The organism is Aeromonas sp. OTU364 (assembly GCF_038440395.1).
Classification (GTDB): domain Bacteria; phylum Pseudomonadota; class Gammaproteobacteria; order Enterobacterales; family Aeromonadaceae; genus Aeromonas.
Genome location: NZ_JASATR010000019.1, coordinates 15,448 through 31,532, shown reverse-complemented (window position 1 = coordinate 31,532; position 16,085 = coordinate 15,448). Strand labels below are relative to the sequence as shown.

15 protein-coding genes are annotated in these 16,085 nt (G+C 61.2%); 1 reads left to right on the top strand and 14 read right to left on the bottom strand.

The genetic code is table 11. The features are described 5' to 3' along the window. The first annotated feature begins 21 nt into the window (after window positions 1-21). Window positions 22-1,035 (top strand): tRNA (adenosine(37)-N6)-threonylcarbamoyltransferase complex transferase subunit TsaD, encoded by a 1,014-nt coding sequence (gene tsaD, locus AAHB08_RS16975; protein ID WP_043131995.1) that lies wholly within the window; start codon window positions 22-24, stop codon window positions 1,033-1,035. Between the two features lie 87 nt (window positions 1,036-1,122). Here tsaD and rpoS read toward each other — a convergent pair whose 3' ends face one another. The 14 genes from rpoS to rlmD all read right to left on the bottom strand — a co-directional run bounded on the left by rpoS (window position 1,123) and on the right by rlmD (window position 16,019). After that, a complete protein-coding gene (gene rpoS, locus AAHB08_RS16970; protein ID WP_043131996.1) occupies window positions 1,123-2,106 on the bottom strand; it encodes an RNA polymerase sigma factor RpoS in 984 nt (327 codons plus the stop codon). A gap of 46 nt (window positions 2,107-2,152) precedes the next feature. Beyond that, window positions 2,153-3,217: a LysM peptidoglycan-binding domain-containing protein gene (locus AAHB08_RS16965; protein ID WP_342059581.1), complete on the bottom strand. Its 1,065-nt coding sequence runs from the start codon at window positions 3,215-3,217 to the stop codon at window positions 2,153-2,155. Window positions 3,218-3,226: 9 nt separating this feature from the next. Then, window positions 3,227-3,808 carry a YqaA family protein gene (locus tag AAHB08_RS16960; RefSeq protein WP_342059580.1) on the bottom strand — a complete coding sequence of 194 codons (582 nt, stop codon included), beginning with the start codon at window positions 3,806-3,808 and terminating at the stop codon, window positions 3,227-3,229. Then, window positions 3,805-4,422, bottom strand: a complete 618-nt coding sequence (locus tag AAHB08_RS16955; RefSeq protein ID WP_005332743.1) for a protein-L-isoaspartate(D-aspartate) O-methyltransferase — start codon at window positions 4,420-4,422, stop codon at window positions 3,805-3,807. Before AAHB08_RS16955 ends, AAHB08_RS16960 begins: the two co-directional genes overlap by 4 nt. 4 nt (window positions 4,423-4,426) lie before the next feature. After that, complete coding sequence (gene surE, locus AAHB08_RS16950; protein ID WP_139434030.1) at window positions 4,427-5,188, bottom strand: 5'/3'-nucleotidase SurE; 762 nt, start codon at window positions 5,186-5,188, stop codon at window positions 4,427-4,429. Then, on the bottom strand, window positions 5,169-6,227 hold the full coding sequence (gene truD, locus AAHB08_RS16945) for a tRNA pseudouridine(13) synthase TruD (protein ID WP_342059621.1): 1,059 nt from the start codon (window positions 6,225-6,227) through the stop codon (window positions 5,169-5,171). The genes surE and truD overlap by 20 nt, the downstream gene beginning before the upstream one ends. After that, window positions 6,227-6,703, bottom strand: coding sequence for a 2-C-methyl-D-erythritol 2,4-cyclodiphosphate synthase (ispF, locus tag AAHB08_RS16940; RefSeq protein WP_342059579.1), 477 nt, complete (start codon window positions 6,701-6,703; stop codon window positions 6,227-6,229). The genes truD and ispF overlap by 1 nt, the downstream gene beginning before the upstream one ends. 79 nt (window positions 6,704-6,782) lie before the next feature. Next, window positions 6,783-7,493: a 2-C-methyl-D-erythritol 4-phosphate cytidylyltransferase gene (gene ispD, locus AAHB08_RS16935; protein ID WP_342059578.1), complete on the bottom strand. Its 711-nt coding sequence runs from the start codon at window positions 7,491-7,493 to the stop codon at window positions 6,783-6,785. After that, on the bottom strand, window positions 7,486-7,803 hold the full coding sequence (gene ftsB / locus AAHB08_RS16930; RefSeq protein ID WP_025328246.1) for a cell division protein FtsB: 318 nt from the start codon (window positions 7,801-7,803) through the stop codon (window positions 7,486-7,488). Before ftsB ends, ispD begins: the two co-directional genes overlap by 8 nt. Before the next feature lie 287 nt (window positions 7,804-8,090). After that, a complete protein-coding gene (gene eno / locus AAHB08_RS16925; protein WP_342059577.1) occupies window positions 8,091-9,389 on the bottom strand; it encodes a phosphopyruvate hydratase in 1,299 nt (432 codons plus the stop codon). An 89-nt stretch (window positions 9,390-9,478) separates the two neighbouring features. Then, the gene (pyrG, locus tag AAHB08_RS16920; RefSeq protein ID WP_139434027.1) at window positions 9,479-11,116 is read right to left on the bottom strand and encodes a glutamine hydrolyzing CTP synthase; all 1,638 of its coding nucleotides are present in this window, start codon (window positions 11,114-11,116) and stop codon (window positions 9,479-9,481) included. A 141-nt stretch (window positions 11,117-11,257) separates the two neighbouring features. Then, on the bottom strand, window positions 11,258-12,055 hold the full coding sequence (gene mazG / locus AAHB08_RS16915; protein ID WP_342059576.1) for a nucleoside triphosphate pyrophosphohydrolase: 798 nt from the start codon (window positions 12,053-12,055) through the stop codon (window positions 11,258-11,260). A gap of 179 nt (window positions 12,056-12,234) precedes the next feature. Beyond that, window positions 12,235-14,445: a GTP diphosphokinase gene (relA, locus tag AAHB08_RS16910; RefSeq protein WP_005332770.1), complete on the bottom strand. Its 2,211-nt coding sequence runs from the start codon at window positions 14,443-14,445 to the stop codon at window positions 12,235-12,237. A 251-nt stretch (window positions 14,446-14,696) separates the two neighbouring features. After that, complete coding sequence (gene rlmD / locus AAHB08_RS16905) at window positions 14,697-16,019, bottom strand: 23S rRNA (uracil(1939)-C(5))-methyltransferase RlmD (RefSeq protein ID WP_342059575.1); 1,323 nt, start codon at window positions 16,017-16,019, stop codon at window positions 14,697-14,699. Window positions 16,020-16,085: the final 66 nt, after the last annotated feature.

Genomic DNA, 16,085 nt, shown 5'->3' with positions numbered 1-16,085 from the left:
TAGCAGTGAAATTTTTTAGCAATGCGTGTATTGGGCATAGAGACATCCTGTGACGAAACCGGGATCGCGATCTTCGACGATCAAAAAGGGATCCTTTCCCACCAGTTGTACAGCCAGGTCAAGCTGCATGCGGACTACGGTGGCGTCGTCCCCGAGCTCGCCAGCCGGGATCACGTCCGCAAGACGATCCCCTTGATCCAGGCCGCATTGCAAGAGGCGGGACTGGGTAAAGATGACATCGACGGCATCGCCTACACTGCGGGACCGGGTCTGGTTGGCGCCATCCTGGTGGGGGCGACCATAGGCCGCTCCCTCGCCATGGCCTGGGGTAAACCCGCCGTGGCGGTGCACCATATGGAGGGCCACCTGCTGGCCCCCATGCTGGAGGAGCGGGCCCCCGAGTTCCCCTTCGTGGCGCTGCTGGTCTCCGGCGGCCACTCCATGCTGGTGCGGGTCGACGGCATCGGCAGTTATCAGCTGCTGGGGGAATCCATCGACGATGCCGCCGGCGAGGCCTTCGACAAGACCGCCAAGCTGATGGGGCTGGACTACCCGGGCGGCCCCCTGCTCTCCCGTCTGGCCGAGAAAGGCACCACGGGACGCTTCACCTTCCCCCGCCCCATGACCGACAGACCCGGCCTCGACATGAGCTTCTCCGGCCTCAAGACCTTTGCCGCCAACACCATAGCCGCCAACGGTGACGATGAGCAGACTCGTGCCGACATCGCCCGGGCGTTTGAGGATGCTGTGGTCGACACCCTGGCCATCAAGTGCCGCCGCGCCTTGAAAGAGACCGGGCTCAAGCGCCTGGTGGTGGCCGGGGGCGTCAGCGCCAACCGTCATCTGCGCGCCCAGCTTGCCGAGCTGATGGAGAGCCTCAAGGGCGAGGTGTTCTATCCGCGCACCGAGTATTGCACCGACAACGGCGCCATGATCGCCTATGCTGGCATGCAACGCCTCAAGGCAGGCGTGTTCGAGCCGCTGGTCGTCAAGGCGGTGCCGCGCTGGCCGCTGGATACCCTGGATCCCGTGTGATCCCAAGGATCCTCTCGCAATGAAAAAGGGGCCTCTGGCCCCTTTGTTGTGTCTGTCCTCGGCATAACAGCCGTCAGCGGGTTCGGATCAATTGGTTCTAAACAGGGCCTCGATGGAGAGCCCCTGCCCCAGCAGGATCTCCCGCAGGCGGCGCAATCCCTCGACCTGGATCTGGCGCACCCGCTCCCGGGTCAGGCCAATCTCGGCCCCCACGTCTTCGAGCGTCGCCGGCTCGTAACCGAGCAGGCCGAAGCGGCGAGCCAGCACCTCACGCTGCTTGGGATTCAGCTCTTCCAACCAGTGGACTATGCTGCTGCGCATGTCATCTTCCTGGGACTCCAGCTCTGGCCCCATTCCTCGCTCATCGGAGAGGACGTCGAGCAGGGCCTTGTCACGATCGCCGCCGATGGGGGTATCCACCGAGGTGATCTTCTCGTTGAGCTTGAGCATGCGGTTCACATCGTCAACCGAGCGATCCAGCGCGAAGGCGATGTCTTCGGCAGTGGGTTCATGGTCGAGACGATGGGAGAGCTCGCGCGCGGTGCGCAGATAGACGTTCAGCTCCTTGACCACATGGATCGGCAGCCGGATGGTGCGGGTCTGGTTCATGATGGCCCGCTCTATGGTCTGGCGGATCCACCAGGTGGCATAGGTGGAGAAACGGAAGCCGCGCTCCGGGTCGAACTTCTCGACCGCGCGGATGAGACCGAGGTTGCCCTCTTCGATGAGATCCAGCAGCACCAGGCCGCGGTTGTTGTAGCGCCGGGCAATCTTGACCACCAGGCGCAGGTTGGATTCGATCATGCGCTTGCGCGCGGCTTTGTCACCGCGCAAGGCACGACGGGCGTAATAGACTTCCTCTTCGGCGGTGAGCAGGGGGGAGAAGCCGATCTCCCCCAGATAGAGCTGGGTGGCGTCCATCACCTTGTTCAGTTCCGGCACCATGAGCTCATCGGAGATGGTCTCCTCAGCCTCGGCGGCAACCTCCTGAACCTCTTCTTCCTCCTGGGCCTCCAGCTCTTCGTCGAACTCTAACTCTGCATCCTGCATTACCAGTTGTTCTTGGCTCATGATATGTCTCCCTGACCTGAACCAGAGTAAGACCTAGCTCTCTGGGTTAACGCTTTGGCAAGTAGCCCATCGGGTTGATTGACTTGCCTTTGTACCGGATTTCAAAGTGCAGGCGCACATCCGGCGCATCCGTGCTACCCATGTTGGCGATAACGGCTCCGCCTTTGACGGAGTCTCCCTCCCTGACCCTCAACTCGTCGTTGTGGGCGTAAGCAGAGAGATAGTCATCGTTGTGCTTGAGAATAATCAGCTTGCCGTAACCCCTGAGTGCACTGCCCGCGTAGACCACTTTACCGCCGCTGGCGGCGTAAACGGGCTGGCCCTTCTGGCCGGAGATATCGATGCCCTTGTTGCCCTGTTCCGCAACGGAGAAGCCTTCGACTATCCGTCCCTTAGCTGGCCAATGCCAGGAGAGAGTTGACTGGGAACTGATGTTTTTTTGTTCTTTCGCCTGAGCGTATGCTGTTGACGATGCAGGAGCAATCGTTTTCTGAGCAATAAATGGGGTGGTCGTACCTGCCGGTGCCGTCGCCATGGGTTTGGGTCCTGAGCTGGTCACCGACGGAGTGGTCGCCGCCACCATCTGGCCGCCTACCGCCGCACTCGCCCCCACGTTGAGCACCTGGCCAACATGGAGCGAATAGGGTGCCTGCAGGTTGTTGCGCTGTGCCAGCGTCTGATTGGAGACGTTGAACTGGCGGCCTATGCTGCTCAGGGTATCGCCACGGCGCACCTCATAGATGCCGTTGCCGCTTGTGACAGGGCGGCTCATCGCCATGCCGGTGCTGACCACGGCGCCGGAAGAGCCATCCAGCCTGAGCTGCTGGCCCGGATAGATGTTGTAGGGGGGGCTGATCCCGTTGAGGCTGACCAGAGAGGCGACATCCATGCCCGAACGGAATGCGATGGAGTACAGGGTATCCCCCTTCACCACTGTGTAACTGCCACCCTGCATGCCCGAATTGGCCATGTTTTGACGAGTCGGGATGGTTGAGGCAATGGGATCATTGCCGAGACTCTGTACCGGGGCAGCAGTCTTGCTGGAAGAGCAGGCAAGCAGTAGCCATGACAACACGACGACACTACTTCCTTGCCAAACACGCGAACGCATAGTGGATCCTTAACGACTAAACCAGAAATAGGCCGCAATGGCCAAACCAATACAGAGCCAGCCGAGCACATCCACATAGTGCATCAGCTTGCGCTCCATCTTCTCCCCCCCCCACCGCATCAGGCCCGCGACCAGGAAGAAGCGCATGCCACGACCGATGAGGGAGGTCACGATAAATGGCAGTAGCGCCATATGAAGCAAGCCCGCCGTGACGGTAAACACCTTGTAGGGGATCGGCGTGAAACTGGCAATAAAAATCACCCAGATCCCCCACTGCGTGAACCACTGCTCGGCCAGCGCCATCTTGTCTTCATAGCCGACGGAGAGCACCAGCGGCTGGACCACGGGCTCCCACAGTGCATAGCCAAGGGCATAACCAAACAGTGCCCCCAGCACAGAGAAGAGGGTTGCCAACCCGGCGTAGTGCCACGCCTTGTGCGGCTTGGCGAGCGCCATGGGGGCCAGCATCACGTCCACCGGGATCGGCCAGAATACCGACTCGATAAAGGCGGTGATGGAGAGATACCAGGGGGCGTGCTTGTGGCGGGCCCACTGCATCACCAGTACGTACAAACGGGAAAACAACTTCACTCCACATCTCCGTCAATCAGGGGGACAAAACGCACCGGCTCCAGGATCCGGCTGGTCAGCTGGGAGCCGGATCGCTCGATCAGCTGCAGAGTCTGCTGACTATCCCCCACCGGCAGCACCAGACGCCCCCCTTCGGCCAGCTGATCGGTCAGGGCCTTGGGCACCTCGCTCGCCGCGGCCGTCACCAGGATGGCATCGAACGGTCCCTTGTTGGGCCAGCCCAGCCAGCCGTTGCCGTGCTTGGCCGAGACATTGTGCAGGTCGAGCTGGCGCAGCCGGCGCCGGGCCTGGAACTGCAGCGACTTGATCCGCTCCACCGTGTAGACATGCTCCACCAGATGGGCCAGCACTGCGGTCTGATAACCGGAGCCAGTGCCAATCTCCAGCACATGGGCCGGATCGTTCTGGATCAGCAACTCTGTCATCCGCGCCACTATGTAGGGCTGGGAGATGGTCTGGCCGTGGCCGATGGGCAGGGCCGTGTTGTCCCAGGCCTTGTGGGCCATGGCTTCATCCACAAACAGCTGGCGCGGCACTTTCGCAATCGCCGCGAGCACGCGGAAATCACGAATGTCCTGGGCAATCAGTTGATTCAACAGGCGCTGTACTATCACAACGTCATCCCTGCAGATCCAGCCAGGCACCCAGACTCGCCAGACTGTCATAGGCAGTCATGTCGATGGTCAACGGGGTGATGGAGACATAGCCCTGCTCGATGGCGGCGAAATCCGTGCCGTCCCCCGCATCCTGCTGGCTGCCGGGGGGACCTATCCAGTAGATGGGCTGGCCACGGGGATCCTCGCTGCGGATCACCGACTCGGCGGGATGGCGGTTGCCAAGGCGGGTCACCCTGATCCCCTTGATCTGTTCGAGGGGCAGGTCAGGCACGTTGACGTTGAGGATCCGATCGGCAGGCAGGGGATGTTTCATCAGCCCCTTCACCAGCAGGGCCGCATAGTGGGCCGCCGTTGCGAAATGGGTCCTTCCTACCAGGGAGATGGCGATGGAGGGGAAGCCGAGGTGGCGCCCCTCGGTGGCCGCCGCGACCGTGCCCGAGTAGATGACATCATCCCCCAGGTTGGCGCCGTGGTTGATCCCGGCCACCACCATGTCCGGCTCCGGGCGCACCAGCTCGTTGACCGCCAGGTGCACGCAGTCGGTCGGGGTACCCTTCACCGCATAGCTCTCGCTGCCATTAAAGCCGGTTTCGCCAAGGCGTGTAACCCGCAGCGGCACTTCCAGCGTCAGGGAGTGACTCGCGCCGCTGCGGTTGCGATCCGGCGCCACCACAATGACTTCGCCGCAGGCAGTCAGCGCCTCGCTGAGGGCACGAATGCCCTCGGCATGTACTCCATCGTCATTACTGACCAGAATTCGCATCGGTTGGGTTCCTGAAACCGTGATCGGCCTCTTCGGCCTGCATTAACTCGCGCACCACGCTGGTGGCAAAGGCACCGGCCGGCAGGAAGAAGGAGAGGGTCAGCACCTCGCCATCCTGCTGCCAGCTCATCTGCTCCGGCTTGAGCAGCAGCGGACGCCTGTCCTGATCCAGTCCGGCCTTCTCCAGCCCGTCACACCATTCGGCGTAAGGAGCCAGCACCGCCTGTTCAAACTCGGCGGCGGCACCCTGGCTCGCCAGCCGGCCACGGCCCCACTGGGGGGCGGTGAGCTGCACGTCGCCGGAGGCGAGGCGCGCCTCCAGCTCGGGAGTCAGCACCTCTTCACTGAAGATGGAGTGGCTGCCCCTCAGCATCACGCAGTCGCCGGCCAGCAGCTGGTGTGCCAGCCCCTGCTCGATGCGGGCGCTGACGATGGCGTTGAACAGCATGCTGCGGGCGGCGGAGAGATAGAGGGAGCGCTTGTTGCGATCCTTGATCCGCTTGCCGGCAAACATCGCCTTGGCCGCATCCAGGTTGTTGCCATCCCGGCCAAAGCGCTGCTCGCCGTAGTAATTGGGCACGCCCTGAGTGGCGATGGCCTGCAGCCGGGCCTCCAGATCGCCTGCCTGTTCCAGACCGGTGAGGCGCAGGGTGAAGTGGTTGCCCTTGAGGTAGCCAACCCGCAGCTTCTTGTTGTGGCGCTTGGCCTGCAGGATCTGGATGCTGTCGCTCTGGATGACAGAGAGATCCGGTTCGCCCTTGCCCGGCAGATGAATGCCGAACCACTGCTCGGTCACCGCGTGGCGATCCTTGAGACCCGCCCAGGTCACCGCATTGCGGTTGACGCCGGCCGCATCGGCCAGCAGGCCCGCGACCCAGGCGGTGTTCTCGCCGGTTTTGCGCACCCGCACGAAGATGTGCTCCCCCTCCCCGCAGGGTTCGAAGCCGAGATCTTCATTCACCACGAAGTCGGCGGCCTCGGCCTTGAGGATGCCGCGGGCAGTGGGCACCCCGTGCAGATAGCTCAGCTGTTCCAGCATCATTGTTTCACCAGTAAGACGACGGCTTCGGTGGCGATCCCTTCCTTGCGCCCCGTAAACCCGAGTTGTTCTGTGGTGGTCGCCTTGACATTCACCCGGTTCAAATCACATTGCAGATCGGCTGCCAGCACGGCGCACATGGCCGCGATATGGGGCGCCATCTTGGGGGCCTGGGCGATGATGGTCACATCCAGGTTGCCGATGGCGTAGCCAGCCTGCTGTACCCGGGCAAAGACGTCCCGCATCAGGATGCGGCTGTCGATCCCCTTGAACTCGGCCGCAGTATCGGGGAAGTGGCGGCCGATGTCGCCGGCACCTATGGCCCCCAGCAGGGCATCGCTCACCGCGTGCAGCACCACGTCGCCATCGGAGTGGGCCAGCAAGCCCTGCTCATAGGGTACCGGGACGCCACCCAGCATGCAGGGGCCAGCCCCGCCAAACTTGTGCACGTCAAAACCATGTCCAATTCGCATCATGCCTGATCCCCCCTCAATACACAGAAATCTGTCTCATCAAAATCATGTCCAATGTGGATCATGCGGGCCCCTCTGCGGGTCAATCGGGTCGCGCCTGCTGGCGCGCACTCTGTTGTTGTAAAAAGAGCTCGGCCAGGGAGAGATCTTCCGGGCGGGTCACCTTGATGTTGTCGGCACGCCCCTCCACCATCTTCACGGTAAAACCGGCGCGCTCCATGGCGGAGGCTTCGTCTGTGATGAGGGCCCCCAGGGCCAGCCCCTCCTCCAGCGCCCACTTCAGGGTGCCGGTGGGAAACATCTGCGGCGTCAGGGCATGCCAGAGCTGTTCGCGCTCGACGGTCGCCACTATGTTGCCAGCCCCGTCGGTGCGTTTCATGGTGTCACGCACCCGGCTGCCGAGGATGGCGCCATCGCACGCCATGGCACTGGCTATCAGGGTATCGAGATCCCCCTGGGTCAGACAGGGACGGGCGGCGTCATGCACCAGTACCCACTTCCCCTCTGCCACATGCAGGGAGTTGAGCACCGAATAGGCGCGCTCGCTTCCCCCTTCCACTCGCAGCACCCGCGGATCTGCGGCCACGGCCAACGTCTCAAACCAGCGGTCGTGGGGCGCCAGCGCCACTATCACCCGGGCTATGGCCGGATGGGACAGTAAACAACCGAGCGTATGCTCCAGGATGGTCTTCCCTGCCAGTGTCAGGTACTGCTTGGGGCAGTCGGCCCCCATGCGGCTGCCGATACCGGCGGCCGGAACTATGGCGGTCAGCCCGCTGTGGCAATCAGTCATCGTAGGGGACGCCGTCCGGCTCCGTTGCTTGGTCTTTGTCTTTGGGAATGATCCGGTAGAAGGTCTCGCCCTGCTTGATGTAGCCAAGATCGTTGCGCGACAGCTCCTCGATGGCCTCAAGACCCGAGGTCAGATCGTCGATCTCCCGGTAAATCAGGTTGTTGCGGTCCTTGAGAACCAGATTGTCCTGCTGTTGCCGCTCGATGGCATTGGAGAGCTCCCGATAATCGGATAGGCCGTTTTTCCCCAGCCAGAAGTCATATTGCAGCCCTCCCAAGAGGAGGAGCAGGATAAGAGTGAGTAGCCGCATGCACTGAGTCTCCTTCAAGCGGCCTAGTTTCCCATATTCGCAGGCAAGACAAAAGAAAGCCGGTGTGCCAGACGGGGCGGGGGACTAAAAAAGATGACGGGGCCCCGCAGACGAGGGCCAAAAAACCGCACAGTTCCCAGGACGACGGCCTTGGCGCCAGGTTGGCGGCAACCACAGGAAAACCGCCGCCGATCAGCGGTGGGCCTGACAATGGGGTGGCGACGGATACAAAAAAGCCCCGCCAGAGTGGCGGGGCTTTTCAACAGCTTAAGAATTGCAGGCAGTAATTACTGGCCTTTGACTTCTTTCAGACCGCGGAACGGAGCCTTGGCACCCAGGGCTTCTTCGATACGGATCAGCTGGTTGTACTTGGCAACACGGTCAGAACGGCTCATGGAACCGGTCTTGATCTGGCCAGCAGCGGTACCCACGGCCAGGTCGGCGATGGTCGCGTCTTCGGTCTCACCGGAGCGGTGGGAGATGACGGCGGTGTAGCCAGCGTCCTTGGCCATCTTGATGGCAGCCAGAGTTTCGGTCAGGGAACCGATCTGGTTGAACTTGATCAGGATGGAGTTGGCGATGCCGTTGTCGATGCCGCGCTTCAGGATCTTGGTGTTGGTTACGAACAGGTCGTCACCCACGATCTGGATTTTCTTGCCCAGTTCAGCAGTCTGGTAGGCGAAGCCTTCCCAGTCAGATTCGTCCAGGCCATCTTCGATGGAGACGATCGGGAACTTGGTGGTCAGGTCGGCCAGGTAGTCGGAGAACTCGTTGGAGGTGAAGATACGACCTTCGCCCTTCAGGTTGTACTCTTTCTTCTCTGCGTCGTAGAACTCGGAAGCAGCGCAGTCCATGGCCAGGGTGATGTCGGTGCCCAGCTTGTAACCGGCGGCGGCAACGGCTTCGGCGATCACTTCCAGCGCTTCGGCGTTGGACTTCAGGTTAGGTGCGAAACCGCCTTCGTCGCCCACTGCAGTGGCGTAGCCTTTGGACTTCAGTACCTTGGCCAGGTTGTGGAAGACCTCGGCACCCATGCGGATGGCTTCTTTCAGGGTCTTGGCGCCAACCGGCTGGATCATGAACTCCTGGATGTCGACGTTGTTGTCGGCGTGCTCACCACCGTTGATGATGTTCATCATGGGCAGCGGCATGGAGTAGACACCCGGGGTGCCGTTCAGCTCGGCGATGTGGGCGTACAGCGGCAGGCCCTTGGCAGCAGCAGCGGCTTTGGCGTTAGCCAGGGAAACGGCCAGGATGGCGTTGGCGCCGAACTTGGATTTGTTCTCGGTACCGTCGAGGTCGATCATGATCTGGTCAACAGCGGCCTGGTCCTTGGCATCTTTACCCAGCAGAGCCTGAGCGATCGGGCCGTTGACGGCTTCGATGGCTTTCAGCACGCCTTTACCCAGGAAACGGCTCTTGTCGCCGTCACGCAGTTCCAGCGCTTCGCGGGAACCGGTGGACGCGCCAGACGGAGCGGCTGCCATACCAACAAAACCACCTTCCAGGTGAACTTCGGCCTCAACGGTCGGGTTACCACGGGAGTCGATGATTTCACGACCGATCACTTTAACGATCTTGGACATGTGTATTTCCTCAGGTTTCGTAAAAAAACAACAAAAATATGCCAAAAAAAGCGGCTGCGGCACAGAGCCCCAACCGCATTTATTTTCAATTACTTCAAATTACGCTTCTGATACTCGCCTGCCGCCTTCACAAAACCGGCGAACAGGGCGTGGCCATCACGGGGAGTCGAGGTGAACTCCGGGTGGAACTGCGCCGCCACGAACCAAGGGTGATCCGGAATCTCGATAATTTCCACCAGCTTCTTGTCGGCGGAGAGACCGGTCACCTTCAAGCCAGCCGCTTCGATCTGCGGCAGCAGCTTGTTGTTCACCTCATAACGGTGACGGTGGCGCTCGTAAATGGTCGGGCTGCCGTACATCTGACGCACCTTGGAGCCTTCCACCAGGTGGCAGAGCTGGGAACCCAGACGCATGGTACCGCCCAGATCGGATTTCTCGGTACGGGTCTCGACGTTGCCCTCTTCATCCACCCACTCGGTGATGAGGCCGACGACCGGATAGGCGCAATCTTTCTTGAATTCGGAGGAGTGAGCACCGGCCATGCCCGCTACGTTGCGAGCAAATTCGATCATGGCAACCTGCATGCCGAGACAGATACCCAAGTAAGGGATCTTGTTCTCGCGGGCATACTGGGCGGCCAGGATCTTGCCTTCCACGCCACGCTCACCGAAGCCACCCGGCACCAGGATGGCGTCCAGACCTTCCAGCAGCTCGGAGCCACGGGTCTCGATGTCCTGGGAGTCGATGTACTTGATGTTGACGGAGAGACGGGTCTTCAGACCACCGTGCTTGAGCGCCTCGTTGACGGACTTGTAGGCATCCGGCAGGGAGACATACTTGCCGACCATGCCGATGGTCACTTCTGCAGTCGGATTGGCCTCTTCATAGACCACCTGCTCCCACTCGGACAAGTCGGCTTCCTTGCACTCCAGGCCGAAACGGGCGATGAAGTAGTCATCCAGATTCTGGGACTTGAGCAGCGCCGGGATCTTGTAGATGGAGTCGACGTCCTTCATGGAGATGACGGCGCGCTCTGGCACGTTGCAGAACAGGGCGATCTTGGCACGCTCGTTGGCCGGGATAGCGCGATCGGAGCGGCAGATCAGCACGTCTGGCTGGATCCCGATGGAGAGCAGCTCTTTGACGGAGTGCTGGGTCGGCTTGGTCTTCACCTCGCCGGCGGCGGCCAGGTAAGGCACCAGGGTCAGGTGCATGAACATGGCATTGTCGCGGCTCACTTCGGCAGCCAGCTGACGAATGGCTTCGAGGAACGGCAGGGACTCGATGTCGCCCACGGTGCCGCCCACTTCGACGATGGCCACCTGATGGCCTTCGGCGCCGGCAATCACCCGCTCCTTGATGGCGTTGGTGATGTGCGGGATGACCTGGATGGTGGCGCCCAGATAGTCACCACGACGCTCTTTGCGCAGCACGTCGGCATAGATGCGGCCGGTGGTGAAGTTGTTGCGACGGGTCATCTTGGTGCGGATGAAACGCTCGTAGTGGCCCAGATCCAGATCGGTCTCGGCCCCGTCCTCGGTTACGAACACTTCACCGTGCTGGGTCGGGCTCATGGTGCCCGGATCCACGTTGATATAGGGGTCCAGTTTCATGATGGTCACATCCAGACCACGGGCTTCCAGAATGGCTGCCAGAGAAGCTGCGGCAATGCCTTTGCCGAGGGATGAAACAACGCCACCAGTTACAAAAATATATTTTGTCGTCATGCTGAACCTGAAAGAAGTTTAGGGAATTTTAAGGGGTGCTTCGGGGATGAAGCAGGACGGGGAAACAGTATACCAAAACCCCCTCTCCCAAACAATGAACAAAAATCTATCAGGCTCCCCGCCGCCCCGTCTTGCGCCAAATCAACTTTGCTCGGTTTCCTTGGCCTTGTTCCAGGCCTCGTCCAGCTTCTCCAGGGTGCAATCGGTCATTTTCAGCCCTTCCGCGGCAATAAACTGCTCAACCTGACGAAAACGGCGTTCGAACTTGGCGTTGGCGCCCCGCAGCACCTGCTCGGGATCCTTGCCCAGATGGCGCACCAGATTGACGGTGGCAAACAGCAGATCGCCGAGCTCGTCGCTCACCCGTGCCTCGTCCACGTCGACCATCAGCGCTTCTTCCATCACCTCCTCGATCTCCTCGTGGATCTTGTCCACCACAGGCCCCAGGGTCTTCCAGTCGAAGCCGACGGTGGCGCAGCGCTTCTGGATCTTGGCGGCCCGGGTCAGGGCTGGCAGCGAGAGTGGGATGTCATCGAGCACGCTCTCCTTGTCCAGCGCGGCCCGCTCCCTGGCCTTCTCCGCCTCCCAGTTCACCTTGACCGCCTGCTCGTCACCGAGGTCAGCATCGGAGAACACATGGGGGTGGCGGCGAATGAGTTTCTCGCTCACCGCATCGACGATGTCGGCAAAATCGAACAGTCCCTGCTCCTTGCCGAGCTGGGCGTAGAAGACCACCTGGAACAGCAGATCCCCGAGTTCCCCCTTCAATCCTTCCCAATCCTGGGTCTCGATGGCATCGGCCACCTCGTAGGCCTCCTCCAGGGTGTGGGGCACTATGGTCTGGAAGCTCTGCTTGAGATCCCAGGGACAGCCCCCGTCCGGGGAGCGCAGTTGAGCCATGATGTCGAGCAGTTGAGGGAGGTCGTAACGTTGGGACATGGGATGTTCGCTTTCGATTCGTTAAAGGGGGATTACCTAGCATCAGGCCACGCAGCCGGTCAATCTCATGTCGGACAACTGGGGCAGGTCGTCACCTTGGGACATGAGAGGGTCGCTTCACTTCGTTCAAAGAGTTAAAACAGGACCGGCCACGGGGGCCGGTCACTATTTATCGGGTATCAGAGGCGCTTGGCGCTGATCACATCGTTGAGCTGGCTGAGCTTGGCCAAGGCCCGGTTGAAGGCGTTGATGTTGTAGATCTCCAGTTCCATGTCGATCTCGGCAGTCTGCTCGCGCACGTTGGAGCGCGAGCGCACCCCCATGACGTTGATCTTCTCGTTGGCCAGTACGGTCGTGATGTCCCGCAGCAGGCCGGATCTGTCGTTGGAGAGGATGCGGATGGTGAGACCATAGCCGCCGGAGTAGTTCTCCCCCCAGACCGCGTCGATCAGTCGCTCCGGGTTGCGGCGAGAGAGCTCTTTCAGCTGCTCGCAATCTTCCCGGTGGATGGAGACGCCGCGACCCATGGTGATGAAGCCCTGGATGGAGTCCCCCGGGATGGGCTGGCAGCAGCGGGCAATGTGGGTCATCAGATTGCCGACCCCTTCCACCACGATGTGATCCTTGGCCTTGGGGCGGAAGGGCGCATTGGCCTTCTGCTCCAGCTTCTCCAGCAGGCGGCGGTCTTCTTCCTCCGCCGTCGGCTTGTTGTAACGGGTGTCGAGGTAGTTCAGCAGCTGGTTGATGCGGATGTCGCCGCTGCCGATCCCAGCCAGCAGGTCCTCCAGTTCCTCCGCATGGAAGCGCTCCAGCACCACCTTGTCCACCTTGGAGAGCGTCAGGTTGTGCCTGTCCAGCTCCTTCTCCAGCAGCTCCTTGCCGGCGGCGATGTTCTTGTCCCGATCCAGCTTTCTGAACCAGGTCGCCACCTTGGCCCGCGCCCGGCTGGAGCGCAGGAAGCCCGCATTGGGGTTCATCCAGTCGCGGCTCGGGTTCGGCTCCTTCTGGGTGATCACCTCCACCTGATCGCCGGTCTGCAGCGTGTAGGTAAAGGGCACTATGCGGCCATCCACCTTGGTCCCGATGCAGCGGTGGCCGATCATGCTGTGGACGTGATAGGCGAAATCGAGCGGGGTGGCCCCCGCCGGCAGGTCGATGACGTCCCCCTTGGGGGTGAACACATAGACCCTGTCCTCGAACACCTGACTGCGCAGATCGTCCAGCAGGGAGCCGCTCTCGGAGAGATCCTCCTGCCAGGCAAGGAGCTTGCGCAGCCACTCGATCTTGTCTTCGAAGGTGCTGGTCTTGGCGGCGGCCTGGGCCCCTTCCTTGTAGCGCCAGTGGGCCGCGACGCCGAGTTCGGCATCCTGATGCATCTGCTCGGTGCGGATCTGGATCTCCACCGTCTTCCCCTCCTCCCCCACCACCACTGTGTGGATGGACTGGTAGCCGTTGGGCTTGGGGTTGGCGACATAGTCGTCAAACTCGCGGGGAATGTGGTGGAAATGGGTATGGACTATGCCGAGCGCCGCATAGCAATCCTGCAGCCGCTTGGTGATCACCCGCACCGCGCGCACGTCGAACAGCTCGTTGAATTCGAGGTGCTTCTTCTGCATCTTGCGCCAGATGCTGTAGATGTGTTTCGGGCGGCCGTAGACTTCGGCCTCGACCCCGGCCTCCGCCAGTGCATCACGCAGGGACTGCACGAACTCGCGGATGTAGCGTTCCCGATCGAGTCGTTTTTCGTCGAGTTGCTTGGCGATCTGCTTGTAGGTATCCGGGTGCAGGTAACGGAAGGCGAGATCTTCGAGCTCCCACTTGAGCTGACCTATGCCGAGGCGGTTGGCGAGGGGCGCATAGATGTTGGTGATCTCCTGGGCCATCAGCACCCGGGTCTCCTCATCCGCCAGCTTGGCCTCTCGCAGGCAGGCGATCCGCTCCGCCAGTTTGATGACGACGGCGCGCACATCCTCGACCATAGCGAGCAACATGCGGCGCACGTTGTCCACCTGCTCCGGGGAGGTCTCGCTGCGGTGCAGGGTCTGCAGGGAGCGGATGGCCTCCATCTCCAGCACCCCTTCCACCAGCTTGGCGATCTTGGGACCGAAGTCCTCGTTCACCTTTTCCTGTTTGATGAGGCCGGCTTCGACGAAGGGATAGAGAATGGCCGACTTGAGGGTGGCGAGATCCATGCTGAGCATCAGCAGTATGCCCACCATCTCGACGCCACGCACCAGCAGGCGGTTGGTGAGCGCCTCGTCGCCAAGCGTCAGACAGTACTGGTAGACGGTTCGCAGTTGATTCTTGTCGCTTTCACTCAGGGTAAGGGAACTGACCCACTCCTCCAGAGTGAAATTGTCTTTCAAATGAATTTCGCGCACCGCAACCATGGTATCAATCCTTAAAATTGTGGGGCCGAAAGCCGATGCTTTCTGCCATCCCCTCATCAGCTGATGACTGCCTCAAATGGGGATGCACGGGAGAGTTTTCAAGGCATGTTGCCGATCCCGGCAACAGGTTTCTCTCGCACATCAGGCCCATTTTTGCAGATCTAGATTACCCTAATCACCCCTGCGCAAACAGCGCTACCGGCATCGGAAGACCGACAAAACGCAGCACCGGCAATCTGAAAACAGCCTGCTCAATCCCGTTCAAACAGCGCCATGGACTCTAGATGGCCGGTGTGAGGGAACATGTCCAGCATCCCCAGGCGGGCCAGTCGATAACCCCCCTTCACCAGCACCTGGCTGTCCCGGGCCAGGGTGACGGGGTTACAGGAAACATAGACCACCCGCTTGGGCGAAAGTGCCGCCACGTGGCTCATGACTTCCAGCGCCCCGGGCCGGGCCGGATCCAGTAGCACCAGATCGAAGCCTTCCCGCGCCCAGGACATGCCGACGATGTCGCCGCTCAGATCCGCCTTGTAGAAACGGGCGTTGCCAATACCGTTGCGGCGGGCGTTCTCCTCGGCGCGGGCCACCATGGCGAGCTCCCCCTCGACCCCCACCACTTCACGGACCTGACGGGCCAGCGGCAGGGTGAAGTTGCCGATGCCGCAGAAGAGATCCAGCACCTTGTCGTCCTTGGTCGCCCCCAGCCACGCCAGCGCCTGGGTTACCATGCTCTGGTTGATGGGGCCGTTGACCTGAATGAAGTCGCCAGGGGCGAATGCAAGAGACAGGCCATCGAGGGTGTAGCTCGGCTGAAATTGTTGACGCAGGGGTTCGATGCGCTCATCCGCCGCCTGCAGATAGAGGTCTATCCCCTGGGCCTCGGCAAATGCCAGCAGCAGGGCGCGATCCGCCTCGTTGGGGCGACCCGTGTGACGCAGCAGCATCATGATGCCCTGCTCGGCCTGGATGAGCTCCGCATGCCCCAGCTCGCGCTGGCTCTTCAAGCGATTGAGGCACTCGCGCAGGGGAGTGATGAGGGCAGAGAGGGGATCGGCCAGCACGGGGCAGCCCGCCACCTCCACCAGGTCATTGGATTGACGGCGGCGGAACCCCACCCGGGTGCAGCGACCGTTCTTGTCAAACTTGATGGCGAGACGGCAGACCCGGCGATAGCTGCGGGACTCTCCCTTGAGCACGGGCTCGAGCGCCGGTGCCTTGATGTTGCCAAGGCGCTCGAACAGGCTGACCAGCCCGGCCTCCTTGACCGCCTGCTGATCCGCTTCGCCGAGGTGCTGGGCACTGCAACCGCCGCACTCGCGATAATGGGGGCAGAAGGGATCGATGCGATTGGCCGCCGGGGTCACTATCTGTTGCAGGGCGGCGTGGGCATAGTGCTTCTTGTCATCGACGATGCGAGCCTTGATCAGCTCACCGGGGAGTGCCCCTTCGACGAAGATGGCCTTGCCCTGATGACGGCCGACACCGACACAGTGGTGGTCCAGACTGTCTATCGTAAATTCAATACGTTGGGGCTGGGTGGATTTCTTTTGGGGCTTGAAAAACTGGGCCATAAAACTTGGTGCCTATAGGTGGCTATGTCATGATTGTGGAATCTGCAGCAGGCCATTGTCCCACAA

Coding starts and splice junctions, on each gene's coding strand:
- tsaD (WP_043131995.1), top strand. CDS start 22: ATGCGTGTATTGGGCATAGAGACATCCTGTGACGAAACCGGGATCGCG.
- rpoS (WP_043131996.1), bottom strand. CDS start 2,106: ATGAGCCAAGAACAACTGGTAATGCAGGATGCAGAGTTAGAGTTCGAC.
- AAHB08_RS16965 (WP_342059581.1), bottom strand. CDS start 3,217: ATGCGTTCGCGTGTTTGGCAAGGAAGTAGTGTCGTCGTGTTGTCATGG.
- surE (WP_139434030.1), bottom strand. CDS start 5,188: ATGCGAATTCTGGTCAGTAATGACGATGGAGTACATGCCGAGGGCATT.
- truD (WP_342059621.1), bottom strand. CDS start 6,227: ATGCTGGAACAGCTGAGCTATCTGCACGGGGTGCCCACTGCCCGCGGC.
- ispF (WP_342059579.1), bottom strand. CDS start 6,703: ATGATGCGAATTGGACATGGTTTTGACGTGCACAAGTTTGGCGGGGCT.
- ispD (WP_342059578.1), bottom strand. CDS start 7,493: ATGACTGATTGCCACAGCGGGCTGACCGCCATAGTTCCGGCCGCCGGT.
- ftsB (WP_025328246.1), bottom strand. CDS start 7,803: ATGCGGCTACTCACTCTTATCCTGCTCCTCCTCTTGGGAGGGCTGCAA.
- eno (WP_342059577.1), bottom strand. CDS start 9,389: ATGTCCAAGATCGTTAAAGTGATCGGTCGTGAAATCATCGACTCCCGT.
- pyrG (WP_139434027.1), bottom strand. CDS start 11,116: ATGACGACAAAATATATTTTTGTAACTGGTGGCGTTGTTTCATCCCTC.
- mazG (WP_342059576.1), bottom strand. CDS start 12,055: ATGTCCCAACGTTACGACCTCCCTCAACTGCTCGACATCATGGCTCAA.
- relA (WP_005332770.1), bottom strand. CDS start 14,445: ATGGTTGCGGTGCGCGAAATTCATTTGAAAGACAATTTCACTCTGGAG.
- rlmD (WP_342059575.1), bottom strand. CDS start 16,019: ATGGCCCAGTTTTTCAAGCCCCAAAAGAAATCCACCCAGCCCCAACGT.